At 65.8% G+C, this 14,735-nt stretch carries 14 protein-coding genes; 9 read left to right on the forward strand and 5 right to left on the reverse strand.

Annotated features, from left to right (window positions below; all coding sequences use genetic code 11):
- Positions 1–414: 414 nt before the first annotated feature.
- Both DVS29_RS09885 and DVS29_RS09890 read left to right on the forward strand, forming a co-directional pair.
- Positions 415–1,326, forward strand: coding sequence for a hypothetical protein (locus DVS29_RS09885; protein WP_118180265.1), 912 nt, complete (start codon positions 415–417; stop codon positions 1,324–1,326).
- Positions 1,327–1,535: 209 nt separating this feature from the next.
- Positions 1,536–2,621: a TAXI family TRAP transporter solute-binding subunit gene (locus DVS29_RS09890; RefSeq protein WP_118180266.1), complete on the forward strand. Its 1,086-nt coding sequence runs from the start codon at positions 1,536–1,538 to the stop codon at positions 2,619–2,621.
- 28 nt (positions 2,622–2,649) lie between these two features.
- On the opposite strand, the gene DVS29_RS09895 is transcribed toward DVS29_RS09890, so the two are convergent.
- The 3 genes from DVS29_RS09895 to DVS29_RS09905 form a co-directional block, all read right to left on the reverse strand.
- The gene (locus tag DVS29_RS09895; protein WP_164707887.1) at positions 2,650–4,332 is read right to left on the reverse strand and encodes an OmpA family protein; all 1,683 of its coding nucleotides are present in this window, start codon (positions 4,330–4,332) and stop codon (positions 2,650–2,652) included.
- Between the two features lie 234 nt (positions 4,333–4,566).
- Positions 4,567–4,875 carry a hypothetical protein gene (locus DVS29_RS09900; RefSeq protein WP_118180268.1) on the reverse strand — a complete coding sequence of 103 codons (309 nt, stop codon included), beginning with the start codon at positions 4,873–4,875 and terminating at the stop codon, positions 4,567–4,569.
- A gap of 131 nt (positions 4,876–5,006) precedes the next feature.
- Positions 5,007–5,474: a Spy/CpxP family protein refolding chaperone gene (locus DVS29_RS09905; RefSeq protein WP_118180269.1), complete on the reverse strand. Its 468-nt coding sequence runs from the start codon at positions 5,472–5,474 to the stop codon at positions 5,007–5,009.
- A gap of 205 nt (positions 5,475–5,679) precedes the next feature.
- On the opposite strand from DVS29_RS09905, the gene DVS29_RS09910 reads away from it, so the two are divergent.
- The 3 genes from DVS29_RS09910 (at position 5,680) to DVS29_RS09920 (ending at position 7,870) form a co-directional block, all read left to right on the forward strand.
- Complete coding sequence (locus DVS29_RS09910; RefSeq protein ID WP_118180270.1) at positions 5,680–6,252, forward strand: GNAT family N-acetyltransferase; 573 nt, start codon at positions 5,680–5,682, stop codon at positions 6,250–6,252.
- Between the two features lie 216 nt (positions 6,253–6,468).
- Entirely contained in the window at positions 6,469–7,365 is an 897-nt protein-coding gene (locus DVS29_RS09915) for a MerR family transcriptional regulator (RefSeq protein ID WP_118180271.1), read from the forward strand.
- A 184-nt stretch (positions 7,366–7,549) separates the two neighbouring features.
- Positions 7,550–7,870 carry a hypothetical protein gene (locus DVS29_RS09920; RefSeq protein ID WP_118180272.1) on the forward strand — a complete coding sequence of 107 codons (321 nt, stop codon included), beginning with the start codon at positions 7,550–7,552 and terminating at the stop codon, positions 7,868–7,870.
- A gap of 99 nt (positions 7,871–7,969) precedes the next feature.
- Here the strand turns inward: DVS29_RS09920 and DVS29_RS09925 are convergent, their stop codons facing one another.
- On the reverse strand, positions 7,970–9,463 hold the full coding sequence (locus tag DVS29_RS09925) for an aldehyde dehydrogenase (protein WP_118180273.1): 1,494 nt from the start codon (positions 9,461–9,463) through the stop codon (positions 7,970–7,972).
- Positions 9,464–9,521: 58 nt separating this feature from the next.
- Positions 9,522–10,073 carry a cupin domain-containing protein gene (locus DVS29_RS09930; protein ID WP_118180274.1) on the reverse strand — a complete coding sequence of 184 codons (552 nt, stop codon included), beginning with the start codon at positions 10,071–10,073 and terminating at the stop codon, positions 9,522–9,524.
- A 423-nt stretch (positions 10,074–10,496) separates the two neighbouring features.
- Here DVS29_RS09930 and DVS29_RS37800 point away from each other — a divergent pair, with 423 nt between their 5' ends.
- From DVS29_RS37800 to DVS29_RS09950, 4 genes are all read left to right on the forward strand, one after another.
- Positions 10,497–10,703 (forward strand): hypothetical protein, encoded by a 207-nt coding sequence (locus DVS29_RS37800; RefSeq protein WP_118180275.1) that lies wholly within the window; start codon positions 10,497–10,499, stop codon positions 10,701–10,703.
- 336 nt (positions 10,704–11,039) lie between these two features.
- A complete protein-coding gene (locus DVS29_RS09940; RefSeq protein WP_205962424.1) occupies positions 11,040–11,843 on the forward strand; it encodes a gamma-glutamyl-gamma-aminobutyrate hydrolase family protein in 804 nt (267 codons plus the stop codon).
- 30 nt (positions 11,844–11,873) lie between these two features.
- On the forward strand, positions 11,874–13,208 hold the full coding sequence (locus tag DVS29_RS09945) for a glutamine synthetase family protein (RefSeq protein WP_118180277.1): 1,335 nt from the start codon (positions 11,874–11,876) through the stop codon (positions 13,206–13,208).
- A 49-nt stretch (positions 13,209–13,257) separates the two neighbouring features.
- The gene (locus tag DVS29_RS09950) at positions 13,258–14,691 is read left to right on the forward strand and encodes an aspartate aminotransferase family protein (protein ID WP_118180278.1); all 1,434 of its coding nucleotides are present in this window, start codon (positions 13,258–13,260) and stop codon (positions 14,689–14,691) included.
- Positions 14,692–14,735 lie beyond the last annotated feature (44 nt).

Genomic DNA, 14,735 nt, shown 5'->3' on the forward strand with positions numbered 1-14,735 from the left:
TCGCTTTCCTCCGACCATTCGCCGGCATCGCGCTTCCCGACACGCTTCCCCGCACTATAAAAACGCGCATCGCGAATCGTTCTTCCGCTGTACCGTGGCCCACTTTTCGCTGACGGTGCGCGGCTGCAACGCATGCCTCGATAAGCAAGCAAAACTTCGCCGGTTATGTGGCCTGGCGCTCAGACCCATTGGGATTTGGCTGGCGTATTATCAGTTGCACGGGTGAGACGGACTACATCGTGGTCCGAAACATACCGGTGATGCATCGCTAGTCTGGTGGAAGCCGCCATGTCCACCCAGAGCACACGTCGCCGAGATGAACCTCCGGCACCATGCAGGCGCTGCGGCAGCATGCTGTATGAACACTTCGACTTCTGTCCGCACTGAGGCGTGGAAAAACCACATGAGGCCAGCATGAATACGCATCCGATCCATCTCCACTACCCGCCCGAAGCGGATCCGGACACTGCGCCGGCGCCGGCGCCCGCGCTTGTGGTTCCGCCGGCCCCGGTTCTTGTGTCGCCGGACGCACCCATGCCGCCGCTCGACGCGCCCATGCCGCTCTGGTATGTGGCCGCCCGCTGGATGATCACGAAGGGCCTGCTGCTCGTGTTGCTGCTGGCTTCGCTGGCGCTGGCCGTGTACGCCGTCTTCATCGATCGCGACCACTCGAGCGCAAACGATTCACCGTCGGCGTCGAGCAGCATCAACGGCGCGATCGAAGCACGCACGTCCGGCAATGCGAACGCCGTCGACTATGCGACCGCGCCGGCCGCGACGCATTCGTCGAACGATAATGCAGCGCCGCTCGTGACCGTACCCGCGCCCGCGCTGCATCCCGGTGACGTGGCGAGCGACCTGCAGGCGGCCCGCGCCGATCTGCAGAGTGCGAACCTCGTCGCGCTGAAGGCCGCGCTCGACGACATCTTCGCAACCCAGCCGGACAACGCCGACGCACGCGCACTGCAGCAACAGCTGGTGCAGCATCAGCAACGCCGCGATGCCGCGATGCAGGTGGCGATCGCGTGCGCGAAAGACCAGCTGTGGGGCTGCGTGCGTAACAACGCGCAGGAAGCGCTCGCGGCAGATTCAAGCAACCGCATTTCGCAGGCGCTGCTCGAGCAGGCGATTCTCGCGTCGGGTTGGTCGAACTCGTCTGCGAAGCCGGCGACCTCCGCCGCGCCCGCGCAGCAGACCGCGGCTACCACCGACACGACCAACGTCGAAGCGGCGGAGCGCGCGATCGAAGCATCCGGCTGGCGCAATCCGCCGCTGCCGCCGGACGCCGGCGCCGTGCTAGGCAACAGCGCCGCGAAGACGCATTGAGATAGACCGGCGCGCCGCGACCGCCAGCGTCGCGGGCACCACGACGATCACAATAACTACGCCGATCGCGGCAGCGGCAGCCGCGGCGGCGACAACGACCCAGCCGGAAGCCATGCTTGCCGGCGCGCCCACCTTATTCGGATTCGCTAGTCGGGCCTCGACCTCGCGGCGAGCGCTCGCCCATAACCAGACAGACGAACAGGTGCGCCATGCTGAGAATCAAACTGACGGCTTTGACAGGCCTGCTGGGTGTGCTGCTGTCGCTGCCGGCGGCTTATGCCGGAGACGCGCACTACAAGATCGTGACCGGCCCGGAACGCGGCACGTATATCCAGATCGGCGCCGACCTCGCGAAATACGTCGCGGCGCCGGCGGGCATCGATCTCGATGTGCTCGCGTCGAAGGGGTCCGCGGAAAACGTGCAGCAATTGCGCTATGCCCCCGGCGTGAAGCTGGCGCTCGTGCAGTCGGACGTGTACCAGGCCTATCTCGACATGGCGAAGAACGGCAACTCGGAGGCCGGCCAGATCATCCGTCCGCTGCGTCTGATCATGCCGCTCTACGACGAGGAGATTTATTTCGTCATACGTAACGACTCGCCGATGCAGACGATCAACGAGATCAAGGGCAAGACGATCAGCGTCGGGCTGATCGGCAGCGGCACTGCGCAGTCCGCCACGACGCTCTACCGGCTGATGTTCGGTCAGCAGATTCCGGATGAGAACGCCCAGCACCTGAGCAACGAAGATGCGCTGGCCGCGCTGATCGTGCGCAAGATCGACGTGGCGATCGTGGTGGCCGGCCAGCCGGCGAAGCTCTTCACCGACATGAATCCCGACCTGCTCGCGCAGATCCGCTTCCTGAAACTCGACCCGACCGCGCCCGAAACCGCGCGCGCGAAGCAGACCTACTTCCCGGCCACGATCCGCACCAGCAGCTACCCGAACTGGCTGAAGCAGGATGTGCCGACGCTGACGGTGAAGGCGTTCCTCGTGACCTACGACTACAACCTGCGCGATACCGTCGGCAATCTGGACCGCTTCGCGGATTCGCTGTGCTCGAACTTCGACATGCTGCAGCAGCACGGGCACCCGAAGTGGAAGGAAGTGAAGCCCGAACTGCCGAGCCTCGGCAAGGACTGGCAGTACTACAAGCCGATGGAGGCGCGCATGAAGGCGTGCTTCGCGCATCACACGACGGCGGCCGCCACCACGGCGACCACCACCGACGATCCGGCCAAGCCTAAGCCGAACTGCACCGACCAGGAGCGCGTGCTGCTGCTGTGCGGGAAGTAAAGGCTGGGCGCGCAGGTCGCTGCGCGCGTCAGTCGCGCTCCGGCACGAACTCGACGCGGCGGTTCTGGCTGCGCCCCAGCTCCGTGTCGTTCGGCGCGACCGGACGCAGCTGGCCGTAGCCGCGCGCGAACAACGTCGACGCCGGTACGCCCGCATCGATCAGCACGCCGCGCACGGCGTTCGCGCGCGCCTTCGACAGTGCGAGGCTCGTCGCCGCGGAGCCGGCGTTGTCCGAGTAACCGGCAATCTCGATGCGTGCCGGCGCGAACTTCTTCACGCACGCGTTCAGCACGCGCGCCGACTGTTGCAGCGCCGCCGACGCCGGTTTGGAGACCTGCGCGTCCTCGGACGCGAACCGGACCGGCGCCATGTTCATCACCCGCGTGATGACGGCGGTTTCGCACGACGCGCCCGGCGCGAGCAACGCGTCGATCGCGTCGCGGAACGAGCGCAGCAGCGTTGCCACGGGTGCGGGCGTATCGGCCTGGCCACTCGCCCGCGGCGCGATATCGTTCGAAGCGGAAGCTGCTGGAGCCGCTGAAGCCGCGGTTGCATCGGACGCGACTACTGCCCGCGGCGCACTCGCCGGGACGACTGCGCTCGCACCTGACTGGGACGACCACCGAACGCGAGCATGCGGAGCCGACGGGTCCGTCGTCTGCCCGGCGCCTGCTTGCGTCGGGCCAACCGCGCTCGCCGGCGCAGCCACGGCCGACGCATCGTCCGAACGCGCCGCCTGCGCGGCTTGCGTCCCGGCAGCGCCCGACGACGGTGCGGCGCTACTTGCTGCCGCGACCGTGCTGGCTGCAGCGCCACCCTGCGCGCCACCCACCCCGATCAGGCTGTTGCGATCGCGCTCCGGCATGAATGCCAGCGCAGCGGCGATCAACGCCAGCAAAGCGAGCAGCCACCAGACCCACGCGAACGGATGAGCGCCGCGTGCTTCTTCCGCAGCGGAAACACGCGGCGTGGCCGGTTCGACCCCGAGCGTCTGCACGGGCGTCGCCCCGGCGGGCGCGGCAAGCGGCGTATCGAGCACGGGCAAAGCGGGCGGTGCGACCGGCGCCACCGGCACTGCAGGCTCCGCGGCATCCGCCGCAACCGCAGGCGCCGCCAGCTGCGACGACACCGCGATCAACTGCTGCATGATGTGACCGACGAAGGGCGCTGCCGCGCCGAGTCCCAGCGACAGCATCGGGCCGTCCTTCAGCTGCGCGCCGATGGCGGTCAACTGATGGCCGAGCAACGTAGGCAACTGCGCGACGCCGCCGTGCGTGGACAGCAGATGGCGTTTCATCAGCCCGAGCACCACCGCGCCGAGAATGCCGGTGAACGCATAGGTGGCGTACAGCGGCGTGCCGGCCTGCGCGGCAACCGTCTCGCTGAGGCTGTCCACGCGCCGGCCGATCGCCTGTTCGAGCAGCCGCCGCCCGCTCATCGCGATCTGCGACACGCCGGGCGCCGTAGCGAGCAGACGCGGCAGTTCGTCCGCGATATGCGCGTTGACCTCGGGCGTCAGGATGGAGGTGAACAGCGAGCGCGAGCCGTCGACGGACGTAGCGCGGCTCATCAGCGCGGCGACGAGCGGCGCCAGACTCGCGCCGACGATGCGCTCGGTGGCCTCGGGCGTGAGACCGAAATGCGCGGACAGTTGTTGCTTGACGCCGTCGGGCAAGGCCGAACGGACGGTCTGAATCAGGTTGATGCTCATCGACTCGCTCTGGAAGCGGCGAGGCATCGAGGGATGCGTTTCGCCGAGGCAGGCGAGTATAGAAGCGTGGGTATCCCGTAAATCGCGCGACGCGGGAAGGCACAAAATTTTGCGAATCCGCTGCGCGAATGCGGAGGCATGTCGGCACGTGCAAATGAAAAGCACACAACGCACGTCGCACGGACCCGTCCGTACGACGCGCGTCAAACCACTATGCAGCCGACCGACCCGCGCTCAGTGGGGCCGACCGCCCGGGCCCGGCCCGCGTCCCGGCGGCGGCCGGTGCATCGGCGGGCGCGGAGGCGGCCGGCGATAGTGCGGGTGATTCCAGCCCGGCCCGTAGTAGCCGTTGTAGACGACGGGCGGCGGCGGCCCGTAGTTGCCCGGCGGCGCGTACACCACCGGCGGCGGCGGTGCGACGGCAAGGCCGGGCAGGCCGAGATTGATGCTGAGGTCGACCCGCGCGTTCGCAACGGGACTGGCGGCCAGCGCGACCAAAGCGAGCGCGCCGGACAACGAGACTGCCGCAAGGCGTCGTTTCATGGGAGGCTCCGGAATCCGTCGTAACCGATCGAGATGAAGTCACCGCGCGAAGTTGCCGCGACTACCGGCGCGTGCAACCCGCACAACCGCGCATTACGTGCGGTGCGGCAACCCTTTGACGGTGCAACGGCTCACTCGCCCGACGACGGCTTGCGCGCGCGATGCGGCGCGCTGGCGCCGCGGAACACCTGGTCCGCGATCTTCTTCTGCGCGTCCGGCATGCTGTCGTACAGCGGCTGGAAGGCCGCGATCAGCGCCTTGTTGCCATCGGCGTGCGCCTGCGCGATGTCGCCCCACGACTTCAGGTTGTCGATCGCCGTCTCGTGGCCGACGTTGCTGCTACGCGCCTCGAACAGGTCATGCATGGTGCGGGCGTTGTCGCGCATCGCGTCGGCGACCTTCGCCCACTGGTCCTCTTCGTCCTTCGTGATCTTCAACTGCGAATGCAGGGCGGTGATGCGCGCCTCGACATGACTGTCGCGCGGCGCGCTCGCGCCGGAGGCGGGAGCGGACGCGGCAGCCGGTGCGGAACTCTGGGCCCAGGCTCCCGTCGCAGCCGTAGCCAGTGCAAGCGTAATGACAGCCAATGCAGATCGCATGTGTTGGTCCTCGTGGTGGTGAAAGAGCAGCCACAAGGATATACAACATCGCCGTGACAGGACGTGAACTGCGGCAGGCAGCGCACCGCGCCGGCATTTTTGTCGGACTAGCCGAAGCCCGCGTCATGCGGGCATAGTGATGGTGTCATCTAGACGTTTTCGTGCGCGACTTCATGCGCCCCGCACTTCGATCCATCTCCACACCATGAGCTTCGACACACCCGGCAGCAGCACTCTGACCTCCTCCACCCAGGCCGTCCTGCGCGACGCCACCGACAGCGACGTGCCCGCCATCCAGTCCATCTACGCCGAGCACGTACTGACGGGCGTCGCTTCGTTCGAGGAGACGCCGCCTCACGTCGACGACATGCGCAACCGGCTCGCGAGCGTGCGCTCGCACGGCCTGCCGTATCTGGTCGCGGAACTGGACGGCGTGGTCGCCGGCTACTGCTATGCGACGCCGTATCGTCCGCGGGCCGCGTACCGTCATTCGATCGAAGACTCGATCTACATCGGCCACGCGTATCGCGGGCGCGGCCTCGGCAGACTGCTGCTGCGCGCGCTGATCGAGCGCTGCGAGAGCGGGCCATGGCGGCAGATGATCGCCGTGATCGCCGACAACGGCAGCGGCGGCTCGCTGTCGCTGCACCGCGACGCGGGCTTCGAGCTGGTGGGCACGCTGCGCGCGGTCGGCTTCAAACATGGGCGCTGGCTCGACACCACGCTGATGCAGCGCACGCTCGGCAGCGGCGCGAACGAGCCGCCGCACGACTGCTGAACCCGCACCGCTGAGCTCAAACCGCTAAGCCCACGCCGCTGAACCGACTTCGCGGAACGCCGCTAAGTGGCGTTCCGCACAATCGGCGCCCAACGCTTCGCGCGACACTGCCAGGCAAATCGAACCGTGTGATGCGTGGCGGGTCACCTGCCGCGCTAAAATCGTCGGATGCCGAAAATCTCCCGTACGCCTTCCTCAGCTCCGCCGCCCGCGCCCATGCGCGCAACGGCCGATACGGCGCCGGGCGCGCACGAGTCCCGCAACGAGTACACCGTCGACGAACTCGCGCGCGTCACGAATACCACCGTGCGCAACGTGCGCGCGTACCAGGACCGCGGGCTCCTCGCGCCGCCGGAAAAACGCGGCCGCGTGGGCGTCTACGACGACACGCACGTGTCGCGTCTGAAGCTGATCAATCATCTGCTCAAACGCGGCTACACCCTCGCGAACATCCAGGACCTGATCAAGGCGATCGACGAAGGCCACGACCTGCGCTCGATCCTCGGCCTCGAAAGCGCGATCGGCAGCCCGTGGTCGCACGAACGGCCACACCGCTATTCGCTGCCGGAACTCGCGAAGCTGTTCGGCGGCCGCGCGTCGCCGTCGATGCTCGCGAAGGCCATCGAACTCGGCCTGCTCGAACGCGACGGGCTTTCGTTCGTCGCGAACAGCCCGACCGCGTTGTCGGCGGGCGCGACGATGGCGCGCGCCGGCATTCCCGCGGCCGACCTGCTCGACGCGGTACGCTCCGCACGTCCGCATTTCAACGCGATCGCGAAGGTGCTCGTCGACCTGGTCGTGCGCCAGCTCGACCGCTACGAAGCCGGCGAACTGCCGCCGCCCGACGACGTACCGGCGCTCGTCGACACGATCTGGCAGGTGCGTCCGCTCGGCATGGTGCTGGTCGAGAGCGAAATGAACCGCGCGATGGAAGGCGCGTCGGGCGATTACCTCGGCGAACGCGTTGCGGGCATCATGGAGAAGCTCGGCCGCATCCAGCACGAAAACAGCGATGGCCACGGGAACGGCAACGGCCGAGGCACGAACGGCGCCGCCGCCGAACCAGATCATCCGTACGAACCGGGCGACAACGACCCCTCGCGCGACGCGTGACGTCGCCTGCGCGCGACGCGCCAGTAATACCAAACGCCCTGATCCGTAAAAATGCAATCGCGAGGCCCCGTCGCACGGGCGTCTTCCATTTCAGCAGACAAGATTGTTGCACTCTTGTAACTCAGCGCGCGAAGCCAGTCGCTACATTGGGAACCGTCAACTTCATTCGACGACGGAGCTCAAAATGAAAAGCAAAGTAATCGCAGCCCTGGGCCTCGGGGCAACGGTCCTGGTCGCATCGCAGGCTGCGATGGCTGGGGTCTCGGTGGGCTTCAATCTCGGCATTCCCGCGCCGGTGTACGTGGCGCCGGCTCCGGTCTACGCACCGCCGCCCCCGCCGCCGCCCGTCGTTGCGTACGCACCCGCCCCGGTTGCCGTGGTGCCGGTGGCCGCTCCGGTGATCACGATCGGCTGGCATAGCGGCCGCTACTGGGATGGCCGCCGCTGGTACAACCAGCGCGAATGGGGCTACTACCATGGCGGCTACGGGTATCACCGCTGGTAAAACTTCGCTGTAACGCCTGCATGCCGTGCGCGCTTTTGATGCTCGCGCGCACGGCCGGTCCCTTTGTGACTGATCGCGCCTGATCTCGGCTGATCGCAATTACCGCAGCCGCACGAGCGTCGACTTCAGTTCCGTGTACTTCTCGAGCGCGTGCAGCGACTTGTCGCGGCCATTGCCCGACTGTTTGTAGCCGCCGAACGGGAAGTTCATGTCGCCGCCCTCGTCGTAGCAGTTCACCCACACGGTACCCGCGCGCAGCCTGCGCGCCACGTCGTGCGCAGTGGTCAGGTTCGCAGTCCAGACCGCGGCGGCGAGGCCATATTCGCTGGCGTTCGCAATGCTCACCGCCTCATCCACCGAATCGAACGTGATCACCGACAGCACCGGCCCGAAGATCTCCTCGCGCGCAATGCGTGCCGACCCATCACCCGCGTCGAAAATCGTCGGCTCGACATAGAAGCCGCCGTCGATCGCATTCACGCGCGCGCCGCCCAGCAGCAGCTTCGCTTCGCTCCTGCCCGACTCGATATAGCCGAGCACGCGGTCAAGCTGCGTCTGATCGACGATCGCGCCCATCGACGTGTGTGGATCCAGCGGATGGCCCGGCGTGTAAGCGTGCGCCGCCGCGACGAGCCGCTCGAGAAACGCGTCCTTGATGTCGCGATGCACGAGCAGCCGCGAACCCGCCGTGCACATCTCGCCCATGTTGTAGAAGATCGCGCTCGCCGCCGCATTCGCCGCGCGATCGAGGTCGGGACAATCCGGCATCACGATGTTCGGCGACTTGCCGCCCAGTTCGAGCCACACGCGCTTCAGGTTCGATTGCCCCGCGTACTGCATGATCAGCTTGCCGACGTTGGCGGAGCCGGTGAACGCGATGCAGTCCACGTCGCGATGCAGCGCGAGCAGCTTGCCCGGCTCGCCGCCGCCCGGCACGACGTTGAACACGCCTGCGGGAATGCCAGCTTCATGCGCGAGCTGCGCGACCCGGATCGCGGTGAGCGGCGACTTCTCCGACGGCTTCAGCACGACACTATTGCCCGCAGCGAGCGCCGGACCGAATTTCCACGACGCCATCAGGATCGGGAAATTCCACGGCACCACCGCGGCGACCACGCCGATCGGTTCGCGCGTGACGAGACCGACCAGGTGATGATCGGCGGGCACCACTTCCCCACCTGTTTTGTCGATCGCTTCGGCGAACCATTCGACGCAGTACGCGGCGCCCGGCACATCGACGGTGGTGGTGTCGCCGATCGGCTTGCCTGCGTCGAGCGTTTCCAGCAGCGACAGTTCGTCGAGATGCTCGCGCATCAGCGCCGCCCAGCGCAGCAGGATCGCCTTGCGCTTGCGCGGATTCAGGCCGGCCCACACCTGGGCGTCAAACGCGCGGCGCGCGGCCGCCACCGCCGCATCGACGTCCGCTTCGCCGCAGTCGGCGATCGCGGCGAGCACCTTTCCATCGATCGGGCTCACGCAGTCGAAGCGGCGACCCGAAGCCGCATCGCGATACGTGCCGTCGATGAACGCGCGGCCTTCGATCTTCAGTTGTACTGCAAGTTGCTGCCAGTCGGAGAAGGTTTTCTTTTCCATAGGATGCCTCAATGTTCCGGTTTCGAAGCAGCGCGAACTGCTTCGACTGCGAGTGAGTTCAGAAGCTCGGCGGAGAATTCGCCGACACCACCTCGCACACGCTTTCCGCGCTGGGATTGCGGAAGCGATGCGGCAGGCGGCTTTCGAAGTAATAGCCGTCCCCGGGGTCGAGCAGCCACGTGGTGCCGTCCACCGTGAGTTCGAGTTGTCCGCTCACCACGACGCCGCCCTCGTGCCCCGAATGCTCGAGCATGTCGCCGCCCGTATCGGCAAGCGGCTGGTACACCTCGCGCAGAATGCTCATGTTGCGATCCTTCGTGCCCGAGCCGACCAGGTAGAACTCCACGCGATCGTTGCCGAGATTCGGCATGTCGGCGCGGCGCGAAACGACCGTGCGGTTTTCCTCGATCTCGAACGTGAAGAATTCCGCGAGACTCATCGGTATGCATTCGAGCAGTTTCTTCAGCGAACCCACCGACGGGCTCACGCGGTTCTGCTCGATCAGCGAAATCGTGCCGTTGGTCACGCCGGCGCGTTTCGCCAGTTCACGTTGCGACAGGCCATGCTTCTTGCGGATGTATTGCAGGCGGGTCGCTACTTCGATGGACATCGCGGTGCTCTCCCGGGCAGGAGCAGGTAGTGAAGGGGTACACGCAGGGCCGCGTGCATGTTGAATATTCTAATCACTTTAATGGCGCGGCTCTTGGGGGAAACCCGTATCGGCGATTCCTGAATTCAAATGTCAAACGCCACCGCAGCGTCGAATGAACCATTTCAGTGCTCAGGGAAACCCCTAGGCACACTGTCTCGAAAAAACATTTGACGGCCATATTGGCTCGTATATCCTGAAACACAGGTCGTCGTCATGCATTCGTCATCGGGTGTGCCGGCAGTCTGGAAACCCGATTCGCGAAACGCAGAAGCGACTACCGGATGCCCTGATTCTTTAAACGCCCCGGCGTTCAATGAACAGGGTGTTCAAAACTTTCAACAACGTCGCCAGTCGAGTGTCATCGTGAGAGTCCGAGGCCCTTTGGTCAGGTGGGATCGTAGTCAGCCAGCGAGGTGTCTTCGCGCTGACCGGGCCGCCGCCATCGGCAGCAGCGGCGAGCTTGCGTTCCGCCGCTTCCTGTCCGTTTTCACCATCCTGTCCCGCCGTTCAGTGCGGCGTCATAACGTCGTGTGTGCCCGTGCGTTCATCGCCGTGCACACGGATGAAGTCGCCTCGCTGCTTCCGTAGCGCCTTTCCCTTCCCGGTCTGGACCGACTGTTCGCGCTGGCGTAACTCGTCACGGCGCGTGTATCGCCGCGTCACAAACGCGCCGCGCATACGCCGCCTGCCGCCAATGCCGCGCATCGAACCAATCCGGACCGCATGGCTCATCGCGACACGCGGCGCAATCCGCTGACGTCGCGACGGGCCAGCCCGACCGGCCCCGCTCATCCCAGCGGCGTTCCCGAACGCAGCGCTGCGGGCGAACTCGCGTCCGGTCAAAACGAACCACGTTACCGCCATCCGATGCAGCCGTCGTATCGCGATAGCCGTCTTTCCGTGACTGTCAGCCATTCGTTAGGTATGCAAATGAAGCCAATCGTCGGTGTGACTGCCGACCGTACGATGATCGGAGCCCATCCGTCGCACGTCACCGGCGAGAAGTACATCGCCGCGGTAGTGGACGGCGCGCATGCGCTCGCGCTGCTGGTGCCCGCGCTGGGCGAGCGTCAGCACGCGAGCGACCTGCTCGCCGCGGTCGATGGTCTGCTCTTCACCGGCAGCTATTCGAACGTGGAGCCGCACCGCTATGGCGGCGAGCCGAGCGAACCCGGCACGCTGCACGACGCCGACCGCGACGCGACGACGCTGCCGCTGCTCGCCGCCGCGATCGAACACGGCGTGCCGGTGCTCGCGATCTGCCGCGGCTTCCAGGAGCTGAACGTCGCGTTCGGCGGCTCGCTGCATCAACGCGTGCATGAAGTGGACGGTCTCGCCGATCACCGCGAAGACAAGGCGGATCCGCTCGATGCGCAGTACGGTCCGTCACACACCATCCGCCTCACCGCGGGCGGCCTGCTGCATCGCGTTGCAACGGCGAATGGCGTAGCGGAGGTGGCGCACGTGAATTCGCTGCACGGCCAGGGCATTGCGCGGCTCGCCGATAACTTCGTTGCCGAAGCGGTCGCGCCGGATGGCCTGATCGAAGCCGTCAGTGTCAGGGATGCACGCGCGTTCGCGCTGGGCGTGCAGTGGCATCCCGAATGGAAACACGCATCCGATCCGCTATCGGTCGCGATCTTCCGTGCGTTCGGCGCGGCATGTCGCGAACGGATGCGAACCCGGGTGGGCTCCCCTGTTGCCGGCGCTGCCGCGGCGCAGGGTTGAGCCCGCCTCGCACATAACGAGAGAATCAACATGCACGACATCGATGAATTTCTGAAGAAGCATCGCATCACCGAGATCGAAGCGATCATCCCCGACATGGCCGGCATTGCGCGCGGCAAGATCATTCCGCGCAGCAAGTTCGAACTGGGCGAGTCGATGCGTCTGCCGCAGGCGGTGATGATCCAGACCGTCACCGGCGACTATCCCGAAGACGGCTCGCTCACCGGCGTCACCGATCCCGACATGGTGTGCGTGCCGGATGCCTCGACGATCCGCATCATTCCGTGGGCCGTCGACCCGACCGCCCAGGTGATCCACGACTGCGTGCACTTCGACGGCACGCCGGTCGCGATCTCGCCGCGCCGCGTGCTGCGCCGCGTGCTCGAGCTGTACCGGGCGAAAGGCTGGAAGCCCGTGGTCGCGCCGGAGCTCGAGTTCTATCTGGTCGACATGAACAAGGACCCGGACCTGCCGCTGCAACCGCCGATCGGCCGCACCGGCCGAGCGGAAACCGGCCGCCAGGCATACTCGATCGAAGCGGTGAACGAGTTCGATCCACTCTTCGAAGACATCTACGAGTACTGCGAAATTCAGGAACTCGAGGTCGACACGCTGATTCACGAAGTGGGCGCCGCGCAGATGGAGATCAACTTCATGCACGGCGATCCGCTCAATCTCGCCGACCGCGTGTTCCTGTTCAAGCGCACGGTGCGCGAAGCCGCGCTGCGTCACCACATGTACGCGACCTTCATGGCGAAGCCGATGGAGAACGAACCCGGCTCCGCGATGCACGTGCACCAGAGCATCGTGGATGAAGAGACCGGCCACAACCTCTTCACCGGCAGCGACGGCAAACCGACCGAGATGTTCTACGGCTTCCTTGCGGGCCTGCAGAAATACACCCCCGCGCTGATGCCGATCTTCGCGCCGTACATCAATTCGTACCGCCGCCTGTCGCGCTTCATGGCCGCGCCGATCAACGTGCAGTGGGGCTACGACAACCGCACGGTCGGCTTCCGCATTCCGCACTCGGGACCGGCCGCACGCCGTATCGAGAACCGCATTCCGGGCGTGGACTGCAATCCGTATCTCGCGATCGCGGCGACGCTCGCGGCCGGCTATATCGGCATGCAGCAGCGCCTCAAGCCGACCGAACCGCTCACGAGCGACGGCTACGACCTGCCGTATCAGCTGCCGCGCAATCTCGAGGAAGGACTCACGCTGATGGGCGCATGCGACCCGCTCGCGGAAATTCTCGGCGAGCCGTTCATCAAGGCCTACCTCGCGCTGAAGGAAACCGAATACGAAGCGTTTTTCCGCGTGATCAGCTCGTGGGAACGCAAACACCTGCTGCTGCACGTCTGAGCGAGCCGCACCTCGAGACGACGAAAAGCAGGCAAAACACGGAGGCAACATGAGTTACAGACAGGAAGCCGCATTCATCCAGCCGGCCGCGGCACAGGCACAGGCCGCGCGCAGTACCGCCCGCAGTACCGCCGAATATCGCGCGCTCGACGCCGCGCACCACATCCATCCGTTCTCGGACATGGGCGCGCTGAACCGCGCAGGCAGCCGCGTGATCGTGAAGGCCGAGGGCGTGTATCTGTGGGACTCGGAAGGCAACCAGATCATCGACGGCATGGCGGGGCTGTGGTGCGTGAACATCGGTTACGGCCGCAAGGAACTCGCGGATGCCGCGTATCGCCAGATGCAGGAACTGCCGTTCTACAACACGTTCTTCAAGACCACGCATCCGCCGGTCATCGAACTGTCGGCGCTGCTCGCCGAGATCGCGCCCGCGCCGTTCAACCACTTCTTCTACTGCAACAGCGGTTCGGAAGGCAACGACACGGTGCTGCGCATCGTGCATCAGTACTGGCTCACGCAGAAACAGCCGGCGAAGAAATACGTGATCTCGCGCCGCAACGGCTATCACGGTTCGACGATCGCAGGCGGCACGCTCGGCGGCATGGGTTACATGCACGAGCAGATGCCGTCGAAGGTTGAGCACATCGTGCACATCGACCAGCCGTATTTTTTCGGCGAAGCCGGCGGCGACCTCACATCCGAAGAATTCGGCCTCGCGCGCGCACAGCAACTGGAAGCGAAGATTCTCGAACTCGGCGCGGACAACGTGGCCGCGTTCATCGGCGAGCCGTTCCAGGGCGCGGGCGGCGTGATCTTCCCGCCGTCAACCTACTGGCCGGAAATCCAGCGCATCTGCCGCAAGTACGACGTGCTGCTCGTCGCCGATGAAGTGATCGGCGGCTTCGGACGCACCGGCGAATGGTTTGCGCATCAGCACTTCGGCTTCGAGCCCGATCTGCTGACGCTCGCGAAGGGCTTGACGAGCGGCTACGTGCCGATGGGCGCCGTCGCGATCCACGACCGCATCGCGAAAGCGATCGTCGAGAACGGCGAATTCAATCACGGCCTCACCTACTCCGGCCATCCGGTGGCCGCGGCGGTCGCAGTGGCGAACCTGAAGCTGCTGCGCGACGGGGGCATCGTCGAACGCGTGAAAGCCGACACGGGGCCGTATTTCCAGCAGCGTCTGCGCGAAACCTTCGAAGGCCATCCGATCGTCGGCGAGATCGCCGGCACGGGGCTCGTCGCGGGTCTGCAGCTCGCGCAGGATCCGCAGCGCCGCCAGCGTTTCGCGAACGGCGGCGACGTCGGCACGATCTGCCGCGACTTCTGCTTCAGCGGCAACCTGATCATGCGCGCGACCGGCGACCGGATGCTTCTGTCGCCGCCGCTCGTGGTCAGCAGACAGGAAATCGACGAGATCGTGTCGAAGGCGAAGCACGCCATTGATGCGACCGCCCAGCAACTCGGCCATTCGTAACGTCCGACCCTTCCGGCCGGCGCGCACAACCTGAATCACGAGCG

It is taken from the genome of Paraburkholderia phosphatilytica (assembly GCF_003443895.1).
Lineage (GTDB): Bacteria > Pseudomonadota > Gammaproteobacteria > Burkholderiales > Burkholderiaceae > Paraburkholderia > Paraburkholderia phosphatilytica.